Source organism: Pseudokineococcus lusitanus (assembly GCF_003751265.1).
Classification (GTDB): Bacteria; Actinomycetota; Actinomycetes; order Actinomycetales; family Quadrisphaeraceae; genus Pseudokineococcus; species Pseudokineococcus lusitanus.
Genome location: NZ_RJKN01000010.1, coordinates 79,040 through 94,727, shown reverse-complemented (window position 1 = coordinate 94,727; position 15,688 = coordinate 79,040). Strand labels below are relative to the sequence as shown.

Here is a 15,688-nt window from a genome sequence, read left to right as displayed (position 1 = left end):
CGGGGACCGCGGCGGGCGCCCGAGCGCGCGGGGCCGGGCGTGCCTGTGGCGCAGGCCACTCGGCGCCCCTGCCGCGCCCCGGGCGGGCGGGCGACGGGTGCCGCGGCGCCGCCGCCGCTACCGTCGAGGCCATGCGCATCGAGGCCGCCGCCACGTACCCCGCGACCGCCGACGAGGTGGCCCGCATGCTCGCGGACCCCGAGTTCGTCCGCCGCCGTGACGCCGCCGCGGGGGCGCTGTCCTCCACGGCCGAGACCGAGGGCGACCCGGCCGGGGCCTTCGTCGTCCGCTCGACGCGGTCCCTGCCGACCGACGACGTCCCGCAGGTGGCCCGGCGCTTCGTCGGGGACACCCTCGAGCTGCGCCAGGTGGACACGTGGGAGGCGCCCGGCCCCGACGGCGCCCGCGCGGGCTCCATGACGCTCGAGGTCTCCGGCGCCCCGGTCCGGCTCTCGGCGCGGCTCTCGCTCACCCCTGCGGGCGAGGGTCAGGCCACCGAGGCCGTGCAGGGCGACCTCGTGGCGTCCGTGCCGCTCGTCGGCGGCAAGCTCGAGAAGGCCGCGGAGCCCGCCGTCCAGGCCGCCATCCGCAGCGAGGAGCGCGTCGGCCGGGAGTGGCTCGCCGGTCGCTGAGCCCGTCGGCGCCGGCCCGCCCCCCGCGGGCCGGCGTCAGCCGCGCAGGCGTGCGACGAGGTCGGGCAGCTCCTGCGCGTCGAACCACAGCAGGTCGCCGTCCTCGGCCTCGCCGACGGCCATGAGCGCGTCCTCGTCGCCCGCCGCGGCGGCGTCGAGCACCTGCGCGGCGGCGGCGACCGCCGCCTCGGCGTCCTCCTCGTCGCAGTGGACGCTGACGACGGCGGACAGCGGGACCGGCCCGGCCGGTCGCACGCGCGAGGGCGCCTCGTCGCCGGTCGGGCCCGCGCCCGGCTCGGGCGTGGCGCCGTCCACGTCGGCCGCCAGCACGACGCGGCGCCGGGCCGCGGCCGGGTCCGCCGCGAGCAGGACCAGGGCGTCGGTCGCGGCGTCGAGGAGCGCCGAGAACTCGAGCTCCTCCTCGTCCCCCTCGACGTACCACTCGCGCAGCGCCGGGGTGACGGCGCGCGCGGTCGGCGCCGTCACGACCCCCGCCTCGAGCCAGGCGGCGAGCAGGGGGACGGTCGCGGGGACGTAGACGCGCACGGGGCCATCCTGCCCGTCCGCGCGTGCGTCGCCGGTCCCGCCGTCAGGCGGCTGGTCGATCGCGGCCCGACGAGGTCGTCCGTCGGGTGCACCGGCCGTCCCGCGCCGCGACGCGGTCGCACGCCGGCGTCGACGGGCGGGTCAGCGGCGGCCGTCGGCCGCGTCGAGGAGCGCGGCGAGGGCCTCGGGGACGCACTCGGCCAGGACGGCGAGGTCCGGGAGGGCGTCGCGGTCGGCGTTGAGGCCGAAGGTCACCGCGCCGTCGTAGCTGTTGACGCCCACGGCCAGCGCGTGGCCCGCGAGCAGCGGGATGACCGGGTAGGAGCCCGTCATGCGCACCGGCCCCACGTAGAGGGGGTGCTGCGGGCCCGGCACGTCCGTGACGACGAGGGTGAAGAGCCGGTGGGCCACCTGCCCGGCGACCCGGACGCCCAGCGAGTGGAGCGTCGGCGGCGCGAAGCCCGCGATCCCGGCGAGCTCGCGGGCGCCGACACGACGGCGCTGCTCGCCGCGACGGGCCGAGAAGACGACCTGCTGGAGCCGGACGACGGGGTCCGGCTCGCCGACGGGCAGGTCGACGAGGTGGCCCTCCACCTGCGGCGGGACGGCGCCGGCCGGGCGCGGGGCGTCGTCCTCCCCCTCGGCGGCCACGCTGAGCGGCACGAGCGCGCGGACCGCGGAGGCCGGGCCGAGCGGCAGGCCGCGCGAGAGCATCCACGACCGCAGCGCCCCGGCCAGGACGGCGAGGACGACGTCGTGGAGCTCGGCGCCGGGCACGGCCCCCTCGCGGACGGCGCGGCGCACGCGCCGGTAGTCCTCCAGCGCGGTGTCGACGACGGCGTAGCGCCGCTGCTCCCCCACCTCGACCTCCAGCGGCCCGCCCGAGCCCGCCGGGGCGGTCGACGCCGCCCGGGCCAGCCCCGAGGCCGCCCCGGCGGCTCGACGGAGCCCCGCTCGGGCGTCCCCGAGCCCGGTGCGCAGCGTCTCGAGGACCTGCGGGGGGCGGCGGACGGCGTCCACGACGGCGCCCGTGACGAGCTCCACGAGGGTCGGCTCGGGCGCCGGCCGGAAGGTGGGCGCCGGCGTCGCGGCGCTGCCCGGGGCGTCGTCCCACAGCACCTGGCCGAGGTCGACGGCGGAACGGCCGTCGACCATCGCCTGGTGCGTCTTCGTGATGATCGCGAGGCCGCCGTCCTCGAGGCCCTCGACGAGGTAGACCTCCCACAGCGGCCGCGAGCGGTCGAGGCGCCGCGGCTGCACCCGGGCCACGAGCTCGGTGAGCTGGTCCCGTGTGCCGGGCCGCGGCAGGGCGGTGCGCCGCACGTGGAGGTCGAGGTCGAAGCGCTCGTCGTCCACCCAGACCGGGTTGCCGAGGTGGCCGGGGACGGTGCGCACCCGCTGCCGGTACCGCGGGATGTAGGCCACCCGCGCGCCGATGAGGCGGGCCAGGTCGCCCGCGTCGACGTCGTCCGGGGGCCGCTCGAGGACCATGACGGAGCCGATGTGCATGACGACCGACCGCTCCTCGAGGTAGAGGAACGACGCGTCCAGCGCGCTCAGCCGCTCGGGCACCGCCCACCTCCGCCCCGCCGGGACCGGCCCCGGCGACCGGGCCAGCCTGCCCGACGGGCGCGGCGGGCGCGTCAGCCGGCGCGGCGCCGGCCCCGCCCGGTGCCGGCGCGCCACCGGCGGCGGCCGCGGGGCGTCGGGCCGGGAGGCGCCCCGCCCTCCGCGCGCAGCGAGGCCGCGAGGCCGACCAGGGCGGTCCGCGCCGGGGAGCGCGGCGCCGTCTCAACGAGGGTGCGCCCCGCGAGCAGGGCCGCGTCGAGCGCCGGCCGGTCGTCGGGCACGAGGACGGGGTCTGCCACGCCCGCGAAGCGCCGGACCGCCTCGCGCACGCGGGTCTCCGGGCCCGCGCCGACCGAGGAGGCACGGACCCGCGTGATGACCACCCGCGGGGCGGCCGCGCCGGGCACGGCCTCGGCGAGGTCGGCGAGCCCGCGCACGAGCCGCTGCAGCCCGACGGCGTCGGCGGTGCCGACGACGAGGACGACGTCCGCGGCGGCCAGCGTGCCGAGCGTCGCGCCGTTCCGGCGCGGGGCCGCCGTGTCGAAGACGAGCTCCTCGTCGGCCTCGAGGGGCGCGGCGAGGTCGACGACGACCCAGCGGGCCCGCTCGCGCGCCACCTCCCACACCCGCTCGAGCGACGACGTCGACAGCTCGGGCCACCGGGCGCTGCGGGTGATGCCGGACAGCAGCCGGAGCCGCGGCACCACCTCGACCGAGAGCCGCTGCAGCACGGCGCCGTCGAGGGCGCCGGTGCCCGCCGCACGGCAGGCCGCCGCGAGCCCGGGCGACTCGTCGAGGACGCCGAGCACCTGCGCGACGCAGGCGGCGTGCGTGTCGGCGTCCGCCAGCAGCACGTCGTCGCCCGCGGCCGCGAGCTCGGCGGCCGTCTCGACCGCGACGGTCGTGCGCCCGGGCGAGCCGGCCGGTCCCCAGACCGCGACGAGCCGTCCCCGGGGCCGGGCGCCCGTCGGGTCCTCCTCGAGGAGCGCGGCGAAGGGGTCGGCACCGCCCGCCGCCGGCTCGGGCGCCAGGGCGTCGGCGGGGTCGGCGAGGTCCGCACGGCGGCCCGGGCCGGCGGTCGCCCCCTCCGCCGCCCGGAGGGGGCGCCCACCGCCCGCGGCCCCGTGGTCGGCGGGCGCGCCGACGACCGCGTGCACGGCCGCGGCCACCTCGGCGGCGGGGGCGTCGGCGGCGAACACCGCGTCGACGCCGAGGGCCCGCAGGCGCGGCTCCTGCTCGGCGAGCGCCGCGGGGGCCGTCAGCGCGACGACGGCGACCCCGGAGGCCCGCACCCGGGCGACGACGGCGCGGTCGAGGCGGTGGAGGTCCGCCGAGACGAGGAGCGCGCGGGCCCGGCCCGTGCCGACGGCCGCGAGGAGCTCGGCGACGTCGGCGCAGCGGCGCAGGACGAGCAGCTCGCGGGACCGGTCGAGGTCGGCGACGAGGGGCGCCTCCCAGGCGCCCGTCACGGCGACGACGACGCCGAGACCGGGCCCGGACGGCACGGCCGCGGCCGGCCCGCCGGGCCGGTCAGCCACCGGAGCCGACCTCGCCGCCGGGCGAGAGCAGCAGCGCCACACCGGAGCCGGCGGCCAGGGCGCCGAGGACGTCGGGGAGGTCGTCGGTGCCGACGAGGACCTGCACCGTCGTGGGGGCGACGCCGCCGAGCGAGCCCTCGACCGCGTCGACCTCCGCGACGGCCGCCGCGGCGACGACCCGCTCCGGCTCGAGCACGGCGCCGGGCTCGTCCGGGTCCGCCGCCGTCACCCAGACGTCGACGAGGGCACCGGGCTCGAGGCCCTCGGGCAGGGAGCCCGTGACGGGGACGCCGACCGGTCGGACGTCGACGGCGGAGGCGGGTCCGAGCGCCGCCGCGGGGACCAGCTCGCCCGGGCCGACGCCGCGCAGCACCACGAGGCCGTCCGACGGCGGGCGGTCGGCCGCGACGTACGCCGACGCCCCGGCACCGCCCTCGAGACGGACCCGGACGACGTCGAGGTCGTCGGCCGTCACGGGGTCGCCGGCGGTGAGCGCCCGGGAGGCGGCGTAGACCGGCACGGTCCGGTCCGCGGCGGCGACGGCCCGCGCCCCGCCCACGACGGCGAGGAGGACGAGCAGCAGCCCGACCGCCAGCCGCGGGTCGCGCCAGGACGGGACCCGCACGCGCCGGGCGGCGCCCTCGGTCCCGGCGCCGCGCACCGCGGTCGTGCCCCTCGCCCCGACGTCCACCGCGGCCCCTCCCCCGTGCGCCCCGTCGGCCCGCCGCGCGTCGTCGCGCGGGGGGCCCGGGTCGATGCTGCCAGCGGCCGGCCGGACCGCCGAGCGGTCGTCCACAGCCTCACCCGGACGTGCCGCGACGTCCTCCGTCCGCGTGCCAGACTCCCGGCGCGGCCCGGCTCCCCGGTCGCGCACCGACCGAGGAGGACCCGTGCCCGCTCGCTTCCTGCCGCTGGCGGAGGTCGCCGAGATCCTCTCCGTCTCCTCGGCCCAGGCCTACGCGCTCGTGCGCTCGGGCGACCTCCCGGCCATCCAGGTGGGCGGCCGCGGTCAGTGGCGGGTCGAGACGAGCGAGCTCGAGGAGTACATCCAGCGGATGTACGCGCAGACGCGGGCCCGCGTGGAGCGCGGGGCGCTCGACGACGCCCCGTCCGAGGGTCCCGCCGCACGCTGACGCGCTGACGCCCCCGGGTCCCGTCGGGGGGACCCGCGGCACCGGCCGGCGGCGCTCAGGCGCTGCGCACGGCGAGCAGCGCCGCCAGCGGGACGGTCCGCACCTCCCGGACGGCCCCCGGCCGCCGCGCCTCGCCCAGGGCGTGCAGCGCCACGTCGACGTGGTCCGCGCCCACCCGGTCGAGCGTGCCCACGAGCTCGGCCCCCGGCAGCAGCACCCGCACGGGCGCCCGGTCGCGGGCGAGGGCCCGCAGCGCCGCGCCGACGGTGGTGCGGCGCAGCACCTCTCCCGCCGGCGCCGCCGCACGCCGTGACAGCCCGCCCACGCCGACGAGCGCGGCGAGCGGCACGAGCGCCGACCGGGACGACGCCCCCTCCTCGGCGAGCACGCACCAGTCGGCACCGACGTCGGCGAGCACGCCGGCGAGCGGTGCCGCACCACCGGCGAGGTGGAGGACGACGGCGGCACCCACGTGCGCCCGCAGCCGGTCGACGAGCGGCACCTGCGCCAGCTCCGCCCGGACCCGGTCCGCCACCTCCGCGCGCAGGTCGGCGTCGACCTCCGCCGCCAGCTGGGCCTCGAGGTCCGCGAAGAGCCGCTCCCACCGCACGGCCGGACGCTAGCCGCGTCGCCGTCCGCGGGGCGCGGCGGCGCACCGAGCACCACCGAGAGCCAGCGAAGACCACGCTGGGCTGCTCAGCGAGCCTCGTTAACACCAAACGGCGTCAAAGGCTGGTCAACGACGGCCTCCGTGAGGTAGGACTGCCCGGGCGCGGCCGCCGACCGCCGCGACCGTCCGTCCGACCCGCCCGCCGGGTCCCGCCCGAGGAGGCGCCGTGCCCCACGCCGTCCACCGCCCCGCTCACCCGACGACGGACGCGGCGGCCCGCCGCCCGGGACGCCCCGGTCCCCGACGCCGCCGCCGTGCCCTCGCGGTCCTCGTCGCCTCCCTGGCCGCCGCCGCGGCGGCCTGCGTCGGCGCCCTCGCCGCGCTCCCGCTCGTGCTCGGCGCGGGCGCCCCGACGGCCCGCCCCGAGGACCTGCTCGCCGGCGCCGCCGGCGTGGGCGCCGCCCTGCTCGGGGGCGCGTGGTCGCTCGCCGGCGCCCTCGCCGCGCTGGCCGCCCTCGCCCCGCACGGCAGCGCCCCGGGCCGCGCCCTGGCGCACGCCTCCCGGGCGCTGGCGCCCACGCTCGTGCGGGTCGCGCTCGTCGCCGCGCTGGGGGCCGGACCGGTCGCCGGCGCCGCAGCCGCCACCGCGGCGCCCGTCGCCGCCGGCGCGGCCCTCGCCCCGGCCGCGGCACCGGCTCCGCCGACGGCCGCGGAGACCGACGCCCTCCCGCCCACGTCGCCGGCGGATGTCTCGCCCCCCGCCGCCCCGCCGACCGGCGCCCCGCCGACGGCCCTCGCCGTCCCCGACGTCGCCTGGCGCCCGGCGGCCCCCGTCCGACCGCGCCCCCCGGCGGACGAGGCGGCGACCGCCCTCGTCCTCCCCGCACCGCGCGAGGGTGCCGAGGAGGCCCGCGAGGTCGTCGTGGTCCGCGGCGACACGCTGTGGGACATCGCCCGTCGCGCCCTGCCCGCCGGTGCGGACGACGGGGAGGTGGCCGACGCCTGGCCCGCCTGGTACGCCGCCAACCGGCACGTCGTCGGGCCCGACCCGGACCTGCTGCGCCCCGGCCAGCGTCTCGTCGTGCCGGACGCGGCGGGCCGGCCGTGACCGCCGTCGTCGGCCGGGCGACGACCGGGGTGCCCGGGGCGCGGCGACCGGCGCCGCCCCGCCCCTGCCCCGCGGCGGGCGCACCGCTGCCACGGCTGCGCCCCGTCCCCTGCACCGACCCGCCGCCGCTCCCCCTCCCGGGCCGGCCCGGCGAGGAGGTCGACGGGTGGCGCACCGCCCGGCAGCCCGGCCCGGGCCAGCAGGTCCTCGCGCTCACCACGCGCAGCACCCCGCGGCGGCGGGGGCCGCTGGACGAGGAGGAGGACCCGCTCGTCGCGCCGACGATGGACGACGACGCCGCCATGCCGGACCCGACGGCCACCTGCGCCGCGCTGGCCGGGGCCGTGGTCGAGGTCCTCTCGGGCCACCGGCCGGTGGCCCAGCTCGTGCGGTGGACGACGGCGGACGTCCAGCAGGGCCTCGCCCGCCGGGCGGCGCTGGCCACGCGGCTGCGGCCGGCCCCGCGGCGAGGACCCGCCCGCGCCGGCCGTCCCGCCGTCGTGCGCGCCGTGCGGGTGTGCCGCCCGGCCGAGGGGGTCGTCGAGGCCTCGGCCGTCGTCGTCGACGGCCCGCGCGTCCGGGCCGTGGCGCTTCGCCTCGAGGGCTGGGACCGGCGCTGGCGGGCCACGGCCGTCGAGGTCGGCTGAGCCGCACCACCGCCCAGCGCACTGGGACGACGACGGCCGCACCACCCGAGAGGTGGTGCGGCCGTCGTGGCGGGAGGGGCGGTCAGCCCTGGCGGCGCCGGGCCTCGCGCCGCTGGGCGCGGTTGCCGCCGTCCTCCGACGGGCGCGTGCCGTCGGCGTTCTCCACCTGCTGCTCCACGCCGTCCTCGGAGTCCACCGAGCCGGCCGTGTAGTTGAGCCGCTGCGGCGTCTGCGGCGCGTCGAGCCCGCGGGCGCGCAGCTGAGGGGCCGCCGCGGCGATGCCGGCGCCCAGGGCGCCGGTGGGCGCCGCGGGCTGCTCCGGCGCCGTGACCTGAACCTCAAGGTTGAAGATGTAGCCGACCGACTCCTCCTTGATGGCGTCCATCATCGCCGTGAAGAGGAGGTAGCCCTCGCGCTGGTACTCCACGAGCGGGTCGCGCTGGGCCATGGAGCGCAGCGAGATGCCCTCCTGGAGGTAGTCCATCTCGTAGAGGTGCTCGCGCCACTTGCGGTCGAGGACCGACAGGACGACCCGGCGCTCGAGCTGGCGCATGGCCTCGCCGCCCAGCTGCTCCTCGCGGTTCGCGTAGGCGAGGCGGACGTCGGAGAGCAGCTCCTCGAGCAGGCTCTCCTTCGTGATCCGGTTGCGGCCGCCGGCCTCCTCCTCGAGGTCGGCCACCGTGATGGAGACCGGGTACAGCGTCCCCAGCGCGGTGAAGAGCTTGTCGAGGTCCCAGTCCTCGGCGAAGCCGTCCGCCGTGGCGGCGTCGACGTACTCGGTGACGACGTCGGTGACGAAGTGCTGGACCTGCTCCTCGAGGTCCTCGCCGTCGAGCACCCGGCGGCGCTCGTCGTAGATGACGAGGCGCTGGCGGTTGAGGACGTCGTCGTACTTGAGGACGTTCTTGCGGATCTCGAAGTTGCGCGCCTCGACCTGGCCCTGCGCGCTCTGGATCGCCCGGCTGACGACCTTGCTCTCCAGCGGCATGTCGTCGGGGAAGCCGGTGCGCGCCATGAGCGCCTCGGCCGCACCGGAGTTGAACAGCCGCATGAGGTCGTCGCGCAGCGAGAGGTAGAAGCGGCTCTCACCCGGGTCGCCCTGGCGGCCGGAGCGGCCGCGGAGCTGGTTGTCGATGCGCCGCGACTCGTGCCGCTCGGTGCCGAGGACGTAGAGGCCGCCGAGCTCGACGACCTCGTCGTGCTCGGCCTTGACGGCCTCCTCCGCCTCGGCGAGGACCTCGGGCCAGAGCGCCTCGTACTGCTCGGCGTCCTCCGCCGGGTCCAGGCCCCGCTCGGCCATGCGCGCGACGGCCATGAACTCGGCGTTGCCGCCGAGCATGATGTCCGTCCCGCGGCCGGCCATGTTGGTCGCGACGGTGACCTGGCCCTTGCGCCCGGCCATGGCGACGACGGTCGCCTCCCGCGCGTGCTGCTTGGCGTTGAGGACCTCGTGCGTCACGCCCCGCTCGCGCAGCTGCTGGCTGAGCCGCTCGCTCTTGCTGACGCTCGTGGTGCCGACGAGGACGGGCTGGCCGGTGGCGTGGCGCTCGGCGATGTCCTCGACGACCGCCTGGAGCTTGGCCTCCTCGGTCTTGAAGACGAGGTCGGACTGGTCGATCCGCTGCATGCCCCGGTTGGTGGGGATGGGGATGACGCCCAGCTTGTACGTGCCCTGGAACTCGGCCGCCTCGGTCGTGGCGGTACCGGTCATCCCGGAGAGCTTGTCGTACAGGCGGAAGTAGTTCTGCAGCGTCACCGTGGCGAGCGTCTGGTTCTCGGCCTTGACCTTGACGCCCTCCTTGGCCTCGATGGCCTGGTGCATGCCCTCGTTGTAGCGGCGGCCGGCGAGGATGCGCCCGGTGTGCTCGTCGACGATGAGCACCTCGCCGTCGGTGACGACGTAGTCCTTGTCGCGGCGGAAGAGCTCCTTCGCCTTCACCGCGTTGTTGAGGTAGCCCACGTACGGGGTGTTGACCGAGTCGTAGAGGTTCTCGATGCCGAGGCGGTCCTCGACCTTCTCGATGCCGCTCTCGAGGACGCCGACCGTGCGCTTCTTCTCGTCGACCTCGTAGTCGACGTCGAGCCTGAGCGACGACGCGACGCGGGCGAACTCCGCGTACCAGCGGGTGGCGTCGCCCTGGCCGGGCCCCGAGATGATGAGCGGCGTGCGGGCCTCGTCGATGAGGATCGAGTCGACCTCGTCGACGACCGCGTAGCCGTGGCCGCGCTGGACGAGCTCGTCGGCCTGCCAGGCCATGTTGTCGCGCAGGTAGTCGAAGCCGAACTGCGTGTTCGTGCCGTACGTGATGTCGAGCGCGTACTGCTCGCGCCGCTGGTCCGGGCGCATCCCGTCGAGGATGCAGCCCGACGTCACGCCGAGGAAGCGGTAGACGCGGCCCATGAGCTCGCTCTGGTACGAGGCGAGGAAGTCGTTGACCGTGATGACGTGGACGCCCTTGCCCGTGAGGGCGTTGAGGTAGGCCGGCAGCGTCGCGACGAGGGTCTTGCCCTCACCGGTCTTCATCTCGGCGATGTTGCCGAGGTGGAGCGCGGCCCCGCCCATGAGCTGCACGTCGAAGTGCCGCTGGCCGAGGCTGCGGCGCGCGGCCTCGCGGCAGTTGGCGAAGGCCTCCGGCAGAAGGTCGTCGAGCTTCTCGCCGTCCGCGAGCCGCGCGCGGAACCGGTCGGTCTCCTCGCGGATCTCGGCGTCGGTCAGCTTCCGGAAGTCCTCCTCCAGGGCGTTGACCTGGTCGGCCAGACCCTGCAGCCGCCGCACGGCCCGGCCCTCGCCGGCCCTCAGCAGCTTCTCGAGCATCCCCACGTCGCGTGCTCCCAGTCTCCAGGGTGGACCTGCTGGTCCTGGTCGGCGGTCATGCTACGCACGCAGCGCACCCGGTCGTGGCTGCCCGCGACCACGGGCGCGGCCCCGGCCCCGCCGCCCCCGCCCGCCGCCCCCGGCCCGGGTGGCCTCAGGTGGCCAGCAGGTCCCGCTGGTCGGGGTGGCGGGCGAACCACGCGGCGACGTAGGAGCACTCGGGGCGCACGGTGAGCCCCTCGCGGCGGACGTCGGCGAGGACGGCCTCGACGAGTCGCCCGGCGAGCCCCTCGCCGCGTCGCGCGGGGTCGGTCACCGTGTGCGTGAGGGCGAGGACGTCGACGCCCGCGGGCTCGGCCACGACGGAGGCCACCTCCGCGCCGTCGTCGAGGAGCACCCACCCGTCCTCGCGCCGCCGCACGCCCGTGCCCTCGTCCGCCCCGCCGCTGGAGGCGATGTCGCTCGTCATGCCGCCAGCCTGCGCCCGCGCCGCGCACGGCGCAGGACGGGGCACGCCGGCGACGACGGGGACCGGACAACGGCGTTGCGCCGGGACGCGCCGCCGCGCGAGGGTCGGGCGGTGCAGACCCCCGCTGCCCCACCGGTCCTCGTCGTCGCCGACGGCGTCCGCCTGCGTCCCGTCACCGAGGAGGACACGGACGCGGTCGCCGCCACGGCCGCCGAGCCGCGCTTCGCCCGGTGGACGACCGTGCCCGTGCCCTACGCCCGCGAGGACGCCGCCGCCTGGGTGCGGGCCGCCGCGGCCGGGTGGGACGACGGGCGCGCGCTGACGTGGGCCGTGGAGGTCGACGGCCGGTACGCGGGCGCCGTCGACCTGCAGGTCGCCGGCGACGGCGGGGTCTCCGTCGGCTACGCCCTCGCCGCGTCCGCCCGCGGCCGCGGCGTCATGACGGCGGTGCTCCGCACGCTGCTGCCCTGGGCCGCCGAGCACGGCGCGGCGGTGGTGCGCTGGCAGGCGCACGTCGGCAACTGGGCCAGCCGCCGCGCGGCGTGGGCCGCGGGCGTCCGCGTCGAGGGGACGGTGCGCCGGCAGAGCGAGCAGCGCGGCGTCCTCCACGACTGCTGGGTGGGCACGTGGGTGGCGGGCGACCCGGTCACGCCGGCGACGCCGTGGCTCGACGTGCCCCGCGTGGCCCTGCCCGACGTCGGGGCCGAGCTGCGCCCCTGGCGGGAGGACGACGCCGCCCGCGTGGTGGCGGCGTGCGAGGACCCGCTGACCCGGCGGTGGCTGCCGCACCTGCCGTCCCCGTACACGGAGGAGGACGCGCTCGGCTTCGTCGGCGCGATGCGCACCGACGCCGCCGACGGCCACGCCGTCGGGTGGTGCCTCGCGGGCGAGCCGGCCCCCGGCGAGGAGGCCGGCCCGGCGCTCGCCTCGGTGACCGTCTTCGGGCTCGGGCAGGGCGCCCGGCCCGCCGAGGTGGGCTACTGGGCCCACCCGGACGCACGCGGCCGCGGCGTCGTCACGGCGGGCGTGCGGGCCGCCGTCCGCCACGCCCTCCTCCCCGAGGACGTCGGCGGGCTCGGGCTGCCCGCGGTGCTCCTGCGCGTGGAGGAGGGCAACGCCGCCAGCGCCGCCGTCGCCCGCCGCGCCGGCGGCCGGCCGGCCGGGCACGACGTCGCGCAGCGCCCGCCCGACGCGGACGGCCGCACCGGCCCTCTCCACGAGCTGGAGCGCTTCCTCGTCCGCGCGGAGGACGTCGTCGCCGACGAGCCCGCCCGCGCCTGACCCGGCCGGCCGTCACGACCCGCCCCACCCCGCTCTCCCCTCCCCTCCCGATGGACGACCTCGACGGAGCAGGGACGCGCGGCGGGAAGGGTGGTGCGGGGAGAGGCGCGCGATAAGGCCGCGCGGGTCGGGACGGGGCGGGAGCCGCGGTCAGCCGTCGGCGAGGGCCGCGCCCAGCGCCGGGGCGAGGTCGCCCCGGCCGACGACGAGCACGTCGTCGAGGCCGAGCCAGCCGGCGACGACGCGGAGCTCGGCGGCGAGGTGCTCGGCGACGTCGTCCGGCGCGTGCGGCTCCCGCCACGCCGCCTGGACGCGCAGCAGGCCGGCCGCGCGGTCGGCCTTGAGGTCGACGCGGGCGACGAGGGCGTCGTCGAGCAGCAGCGGCAGGACGTAGTAGCCGTGCGCGCGCTGCTCGGCGGGGGTGTAGATCTCGAGCTTGAGGCGGACGCCGAAGAGGTCCTCGGTCCGCGAGCGCTCGAAGACGAGGGAGTCGAAGGGCGACAGCAGCGCCCGGGCACGGACGCGGCGCGGGAAGGTCGCGTCGCGGTGCAGGAGGGCGGGCCGGCGCCAGCCGCGGACGTCGACGGGGAGGAGCACGCCCTCCTCGACCAGCGCGCCCACGGCGGCGCGGCTCTGCTCCGGGCGCAGCCGGAAGTAGTCGCGCAGGTGCGGCTCGGTGGCCACGCCCAGCGCCCGGGCGGAGACCTCGACGAGGCCGCGCACCGCCTCGTCCTCCGGCGGGTCCGGGGCGGCGGCGACGTCGGGCGGCAGCACCCGCTCGACGAGGTCGTAGCGCCGCTCGAACTGGGCGGTGCGGTCGGCCGCCGACACCCGGCCGGCCCAGAAGAGCATCTCGAGCGCCGCCTTGACGTCGCGCGCCGGCCCGGCGAGGACCGCCTCGGACGGCGCCACCATCCACGAGCCCGCCGGGCTGCGCGCGGCGCCGGGGTGCAGGCGTGCGGTCACCTGCGCGGTGGTGAGCGGACCGGCGGCGGCGAGGACGCCGAGGACGTCGTCGGGCAGCCGGGGGTGCTCGACGAGGACGCGGCGGTAGCGGCCCCAGGCCTCGTCGGCGGCCCGGGCCATGCGCCAGCGCAGCAGCCGGTGGGTCGCCGGCGGCACGAGGCTCGCCTCGTGCGCCCAGTACTCGACGAGCCGACGGGGGCGGACGGCGGTCGCCCGGCGCAGGAGGTCGACGTCGTAGGGGCCCAGCCGGCTGTACAGCGGCCACAGGTGGCTGCGGGCGACGACGTTGACCGAGTCGAGCTGGAGCAGGCCCACCCGGTCGACGACCCGCTGCAGGTGCCGGAGCGTCGGCGCCCCCGCGGGGACCGGGTCGGCGAAGCCCTGGGCCGCCATGGCGGTGCGCCGGGCCTGCGCCGCGGTGAGGACCTCCCTGCGCGCCGGCACGGCCCGATGCTGCCAGGCGCTCCCGCCGGCGCCGCGCGGGCGCCCGGTCAGGGGTCGAGGAGCTTTTCCTTGACGGCGTACATGGCGGCCTCCATGCGCGAGTGCAGCTGCAGCTTCTCGAGGAGGTTGCGCACGTGGTTCTTCACCGTGTTCTCAGAGATGAAGAGCTCGCCGGCGATGTCGCGGTTGGAGCGCCCCCGGGCCACGAGCCGCAGCACCTCGAGCTCGCGGGCCGTGAGGCGGGGCGCCGGGACCGCGGCGGCGTCGCGGGCCGCGCCGCGGCGGCTCAGCGCGGCGAACTCGGCGAGCAGGTGGCTCGCCATCGACGGGCTGATGAGCGACTGGCCGCCGTGGACGGCGCGCAGGCTCGCGGCGATCTCCTCGCCGGGGACGTCCTTGAGCAGGTAGCCGTTGGCGCCGGCCTGGACGGCGCTGAAGAGGTCGGCCTCCTCCTCGCTCATCGTCAGCATGACGATGCGGGCGCTGGGCGCGACCTCGCGGATCGCGACGCAGGCCTCGATGCCGCTGCTGCGAGGCATGCGCACGTCCATGAGCACGACGTCGGGGACCAGCTCCTCGGCGCGGGCGACCGCCTCGGCGCCGTCGCTGGCCTCGCCGACGATGACGATGTCCTCCTCGAGCTCGAGCACCCGCTCGAGCCCCCGCCGGTACAGCACGTGGTCGTCGACGACGAGCACGCGGATCGGCTCCCCGCCGCCCGCCGGTGCGCCGTCGTCGTCCGGCGCCGGGGCCTGTCCGGCCACGTCCACCGCCTCCTCCGTCCGGCCGTCGGCCTCCGGCCGGCGACGCTCCCCCGTCCGTCCGGCACGGCGCCTCCGTCGGCACCGCGCCCGGGCGTCGGGCCGGCGCAGCATCCCACGCCGGCCCGGCGCGGCCCCGGCCCGCCGCAGCGGGCCGGGGCCGTCCGGACCTGATGGCGCCCGCCCCGGCCGTGGGGGCCGGGGGACGGGCGCCGTCCCGCTAGGACGCGCGGGCGGCCTGGGCGGTTCCGACCATCTCGTCCGCGGTGCCCGGCTCGACGGTGTCCCCCGCCTCCTCGAGCCGGATGACGCCGTAGCTCCAGCCGCGCCGGCGGTACACGAGGCTCGTGGCGCCGGTGCTCCGGCAGAGGAAGAGGTAGAAGTCGTGCCCGAGGGCCTCCATCTGCGCGAGCGCCTCGTCCACCGACATCGGGTGGGTGAGGTGGGTCTTCTCGCGGATCCGCACGGGCGAGTCGCCGACGGCGTCCGCCAGGCCGTGCTCGTCGTCCTCCCCGGCCCCGAGGGCTCCCACCTCGACGGGCGCCTCGTCCTCGGCGGCCGGCGCGGCACCGGCGTCGGCCGGCGGCTCGGCGGCCGGCGCGGCCGCCGCGGGAGGCGGCGCCTGCTCCGAGCGGCGCAGCGAGGTGGGCGTCTGGCGGCCGTGGTGGACCCGTCGGCGGTCGCGCAGGCGCCGGAGCCGTTCGAGCAGCTTCTCCTCGGCCAGGTCGAGGGCGGCGTGGGCGTCGTCGGCGCACGCCTCCGCACGGACCACCTCGCGATGGTGGCGGAGCGTCAGCTCGACGCGCTCGCAGCTCTGCGGCTGGCGGGGGTTGGTCTCGTGGCTGATCACGACGTCGAGGCGGTCGGCCCGGGGGGCGATCTGCTCCACCTTCGAGAGCTTGTCCTCGAGGTGGCGGCGGAACCGGTCGGGCACGGTGGTGTGGCGGGTCGTGAGCGTGATCTCCATGGGTCCTCCTGCGTCGGGGGTCCTGCGTCACCACCGGTCGCGGTGCGCGACCGGCTCTGGGGTGTCAGGCACCACCTCCGCCGGGCCCTGCCGCCGCCCGTCGCGACGCTGCGACGAGGAGGAACGGGACGGGCCGGGAGCCCCGCGGCAGGGCACGTCCGCACCCCGGGGGGCGGGCGGCGGCGACCTGCCGGGTCTCCAT

At 78.5% G+C, this 15,688-nt stretch carries 15 protein-coding genes; 5 read left to right on the top strand and 10 right to left on the bottom strand.

From position 1 onward, the window contains the following. Positions 1–131 precede the first annotated feature (131 nt). Positions 132–632: a DUF2505 domain-containing protein gene (locus tag EDC03_RS16220; RefSeq protein WP_123381300.1), complete on the top strand. Its 501-nt coding sequence runs from the start codon at positions 132–134 to the stop codon at positions 630–632. Positions 633–668: 36 nt separating this feature from the next. On the opposite strand, the gene EDC03_RS16215 is transcribed toward EDC03_RS16220, so the two are convergent. The 4 genes from EDC03_RS16215 to EDC03_RS16200 all read right to left on the bottom strand — a co-directional run bounded on the left by EDC03_RS16215 (position 669) and on the right by EDC03_RS16200 (position 4,976). Beyond that, positions 669–1,178 carry a DUF6912 family protein gene (locus tag EDC03_RS16215; protein ID WP_123381299.1) on the bottom strand — a complete coding sequence of 170 codons (510 nt, stop codon included), beginning with the start codon at positions 1,176–1,178 and terminating at the stop codon, positions 669–671. A 141-nt stretch (positions 1,179–1,319) separates the two neighbouring features. Continuing rightward, a complete protein-coding gene (locus tag EDC03_RS16210; protein ID WP_123381324.1) occupies positions 1,320–2,750 on the bottom strand; it encodes a wax ester/triacylglycerol synthase family O-acyltransferase in 1,431 nt (476 codons plus the stop codon). A gap of 71 nt (positions 2,751–2,821) precedes the next feature. Further along, a complete protein-coding gene (locus EDC03_RS16205) occupies positions 2,822–4,285 on the bottom strand; it encodes a CpaE/TadZ family protein (RefSeq protein WP_199720340.1) in 1,464 nt (487 codons plus the stop codon). Then, positions 4,278–4,976, bottom strand: coding sequence for a hypothetical protein (locus tag EDC03_RS16200; protein WP_199720339.1), 699 nt, complete (start codon positions 4,974–4,976; stop codon positions 4,278–4,280). Before EDC03_RS16200 ends, EDC03_RS16205 begins: the two co-directional genes overlap by 8 nt. Before the next feature lie 199 nt (positions 4,977–5,175). Between EDC03_RS16200 and EDC03_RS18295 the strand changes: the two genes are divergently transcribed. Continuing rightward, on the top strand, positions 5,176–5,418 hold the full coding sequence (locus EDC03_RS18295) for a helix-turn-helix domain-containing protein (protein ID WP_123381298.1): 243 nt from the start codon (positions 5,176–5,178) through the stop codon (positions 5,416–5,418). Between the two features lie 55 nt (positions 5,419–5,473). Here EDC03_RS18295 and EDC03_RS16190 read toward each other — a convergent pair whose 3' ends face one another. After that, positions 5,474–6,028 (bottom strand): hypothetical protein, encoded by a 555-nt coding sequence (locus EDC03_RS16190; RefSeq protein WP_123381297.1) that lies wholly within the window; start codon positions 6,026–6,028, stop codon positions 5,474–5,476. A gap of 226 nt (positions 6,029–6,254) precedes the next feature. Here EDC03_RS16190 and EDC03_RS16185 point away from each other — a divergent pair, with 226 nt between their 5' ends. Together EDC03_RS16185 and EDC03_RS16180 are read left to right on the top strand one after the other, a co-directional pair. Further along, complete coding sequence (locus EDC03_RS16185) at positions 6,255–7,136, top strand: LysM peptidoglycan-binding domain-containing protein (protein WP_199720337.1); 882 nt, start codon at positions 6,255–6,257, stop codon at positions 7,134–7,136. Further along, positions 7,133–7,783, top strand: a complete 651-nt coding sequence (locus tag EDC03_RS16180) for an Rv3235 family protein (RefSeq protein ID WP_123381296.1) — start codon at positions 7,133–7,135, stop codon at positions 7,781–7,783. Before EDC03_RS16185 ends, EDC03_RS16180 begins: the two co-directional genes overlap by 4 nt. Positions 7,784–7,865: 82 nt before the next feature. Here EDC03_RS16180 and secA read toward each other — a convergent pair whose 3' ends face one another. Together secA and EDC03_RS17410 are read right to left on the bottom strand one after the other, a co-directional pair. Next, positions 7,866–10,598, bottom strand: coding sequence for a preprotein translocase subunit SecA (gene secA / locus EDC03_RS16175; protein WP_123381295.1), 2,733 nt, complete (start codon positions 10,596–10,598; stop codon positions 7,866–7,868). Positions 10,599–10,752: 154 nt separating this feature from the next. After that, on the bottom strand, positions 10,753–11,067 hold the full coding sequence (locus EDC03_RS17410; RefSeq protein WP_148058124.1) for a GNAT family N-acetyltransferase: 315 nt from the start codon (positions 11,065–11,067) through the stop codon (positions 10,753–10,755). 111 nt (positions 11,068–11,178) lie between these two features. Between EDC03_RS17410 and EDC03_RS16170 the strand changes: the two genes are divergently transcribed. Further along, positions 11,179–12,348, top strand: a complete 1,170-nt coding sequence (locus EDC03_RS16170) for a GNAT family N-acetyltransferase (RefSeq protein WP_158674341.1) — start codon at positions 11,179–11,181, stop codon at positions 12,346–12,348. A 150-nt stretch (positions 12,349–12,498) separates the two neighbouring features. Here the strand turns inward: EDC03_RS16170 and EDC03_RS16165 are convergent, their stop codons facing one another. The 3 genes from EDC03_RS16165 to hpf all read right to left on the bottom strand — a co-directional run bounded on the left by EDC03_RS16165 (position 12,499) and on the right by hpf (position 15,486). After that, positions 12,499–13,707: a winged helix-turn-helix domain-containing protein gene (locus tag EDC03_RS16165; RefSeq protein ID WP_123381321.1), complete on the bottom strand. Its 1,209-nt coding sequence runs from the start codon at positions 13,705–13,707 to the stop codon at positions 12,499–12,501. A gap of 98 nt (positions 13,708–13,805) precedes the next feature. Continuing rightward, entirely contained in the window at positions 13,806–14,522 is a 717-nt protein-coding gene (locus EDC03_RS16160) for a response regulator (protein ID WP_241967228.1), read from the bottom strand. Between the two features lie 217 nt (positions 14,523–14,739). Further along, entirely contained in the window at positions 14,740–15,486 is a 747-nt protein-coding gene (gene hpf / locus EDC03_RS16155; RefSeq protein ID WP_123381292.1) for a ribosome hibernation-promoting factor, HPF/YfiA family, read from the bottom strand. Between the last annotated feature and the right edge of the window lie 202 nt (positions 15,487–15,688).

Coding starts and splice junctions, on each gene's coding strand:
- hpf (WP_123381292.1), bottom strand. CDS start 15,486: ATGGAGATCACGCTCACGACCCGCCACACCACCGTGCCCGACCGGTTC.
- EDC03_RS16220 (WP_123381300.1), top strand. CDS start 132: ATGCGCATCGAGGCCGCCGCCACGTACCCCGCGACCGCCGACGAGGTG.
- EDC03_RS17410 (WP_148058124.1), bottom strand. CDS start 11,067: ATGACGAGCGACATCGCCTCCAGCGGCGGGGCGGACGAGGGCACGGGC.
- EDC03_RS16165 (WP_123381321.1), bottom strand. CDS start 13,707: ATGGCGGCCCAGGGCTTCGCCGACCCGGTCCCCGCGGGGGCGCCGACG.
- secA (WP_123381295.1), bottom strand. CDS start 10,598: ATGCTCGAGAAGCTGCTGAGGGCCGGCGAGGGCCGGGCCGTGCGGCGG.